This is a genomic window from Kitasatospora sp. NPDC059722 (assembly GCF_042733235.1).
Taxonomy (GTDB): Bacteria; Actinomycetota; Actinomycetes; order Streptomycetales; family Streptomycetaceae; genus Kitasatospora.
This window is the reverse complement of the sequence record NZ_JBHWGD010000281.1, coordinates 1-1,719: the sequence shown is the minus strand read 5'-3', so window position 1 is coordinate 1,719 and position 1,719 is coordinate 1. Positions and strand designations below refer to the sequence as shown.

The following is a 1,719-nucleotide window of genomic DNA, read 5'->3' as shown; positions in this document are numbered from 1 at the left end:
GCGCGCTCGGCGACGGGGCCGGCCACGCCGAGTGGCTGCTGCGCGAACTCGCCGCCACCGGACCGGTCGTGACGTACCACCGCGCCGGCTACGGCCGCAGCAGCTACACCGGCGGCCGGCACTTCGACATCGACGCGGCCGCCGCCGACCTCGCCGACCTCGTCCGCCACGTCGCCGGCGAGCGGCCCGTCGTACTCGTCGGCCACTCCCTCGGCGGCTACCTCGCCGCCACCGCCGCCCGCCGCCTGCCCGGCCACGTGCTCGCCCTCGGGCTCGTCGACCCTTCCCACCCGGGGGAGCCGCTGGGCCGCGTCGACACCAGCCCCGCGAGCGCGTCCCCGGACGGCGTCGTCCTGCGCCTCGACGCCGACGCCCGCACCTGCGCGGCCGTCCGGCGCGAGTGGCGCGGCGCCCGCGCCCGCTTCCTGCGGCACGAGGGCCGGCTGCCCCGCGCCGACGTGCCCACGATCGTCATCACCGGCAAGCGCTCCGGGGACCTGCGCGACCGGCTGCGCCTCCAGCGCGAGTACTGCGAGGCCGCGCCGACCGCCGTCCACCGCGAACTCGACGCCCCGCGCGAGCAGTTGGTGACCCACTGGGCCGTGGCGCAGCACGTCGGCCAGTTGCTGGGCGAGTTCGTCGACTCGCTGGCCGCGGGCTGGGCCGTCACCGTGCCGGTCCCGCCGGGCGCCACGCGCGGACACGCCTGAGCGTCCGCGCACCCAGGACTCGCCCCTTCCTCCCGGTGACACCCCTCCTGGGAGGAGGGGATTCGCACGGTCTGCCGCTAGTGCCGCGGCACTAGCGCGGGCGCCGCGGGCCGTTCTCGTCGTGCACTTCCGCGAACTCGACCACCATCGAGCCGTGGCGGCGCATCCTCGCACCGGGGGCGGGGTGCTGGCCGGTGACGACCCAGACGCCGGGCCAGGTCAGCGCGCTGACGGGCGGGCCGTCCGGATCGCCGCTGGCGATGGCGAGGCCCGCCTCCCCCGCGACCTTGCGCGCCTGGGGCACGAGCAGCCCGACCACGTCGGGCACCGTCACCTCGGGGGCCGTGCTGGGTCCGATCCACGTCATGTCACCCTCCCGGGACCAGCCTGCCGCCGATGCCTCCCGGAGGGAAGACGGCGGCACCCGACGGCCCCTCGGTGCGGGGCCGGCGGGTGCCGGTCGGACGTGTGCCGGGCGCGGGTCAGCCGAGGCTGGTGACGGCGGCCTTGACCTTGTCCCCGATGGCGGCGGGCAGCGGGACGTAGCCCTTGTCCCCGATGGCCTTCTGGGCGGCGTCGCCGACGGTGTAGGACAGGAAGCCCTTGAGGGTGTCGAGGGTGTCCGCCTTGTTGCCCTTGTCGCAGACGATCTCGTAGGTGACGAGGACGATCGGGTAGGCGTTGTCGGCCTTGGTGGCGTAGTCGAGGGACAGGGCGAGGTCGCCGTCGGTGCCCACGACGGTGGAGGAGGCGAGGGTGAGCGCGGCGTTGGCGGCCGTCGCCGCGACGGGCTTGGCGGCGCCGGTGCCGACCTGGGCGCTCTTCAGGTTGTTGGTCTGGGCGTAGGACAGCTCGGCGTAGCCGATCGAGTTCTTGACCTGCTTGATCTGGGCCGAGACGCCGGCGCTGCCGTTGGCGGACTGGCCGCCCTTGCCCTTCCACGCCTTGTCCGGCGCGGCGCTACAACCCCCCCCGGAGGTAGTGGCGAAGTATGAGGTAATGTTGTAGG

Annotated in this window: 3 protein-coding genes; 1 reads left to right on the top strand and 2 read right to left on the bottom strand. The window is 74.9% G+C overall.

Features of this window, described 5'->3' with window-relative positions:
* Positions 1–710 (top strand): alpha/beta fold hydrolase (locus ACFV4F_RS43290; protein ID WP_380511541.1); only part of this gene is annotated, 710 nt, incomplete at its 5' end.
* A gap of 91 nt (positions 711–801) precedes the next feature.
* On the opposite strand, the gene ACFV4F_RS43285 is transcribed toward ACFV4F_RS43290, so the two are convergent.
* Both ACFV4F_RS43285 and ACFV4F_RS43280 read right to left on the bottom strand, forming a co-directional pair.
* Positions 802–1,077 carry a PASTA domain-containing protein gene (locus tag ACFV4F_RS43285; RefSeq protein WP_380438753.1) on the bottom strand — a complete coding sequence of 92 codons (276 nt, stop codon included), beginning with the start codon at positions 1,075–1,077 and terminating at the stop codon, positions 802–804.
* Between the two features lie 115 nt (positions 1,078–1,192).
* Positions 1,193–1,719 (bottom strand): substrate-binding domain-containing protein (locus tag ACFV4F_RS43280; protein ID WP_380511538.1); only part of this gene is annotated, 527 nt, incomplete at its 5' end.

Excerpts from the sequence above, each read along its gene's own strand:
- ACFV4F_RS43285 (WP_380438753.1), bottom strand. The coding sequence starts at position 1,077 with ATGACGTGGATCGGACCCAGCACGGCCCCCGAGGTGACGGTGCCCGAC.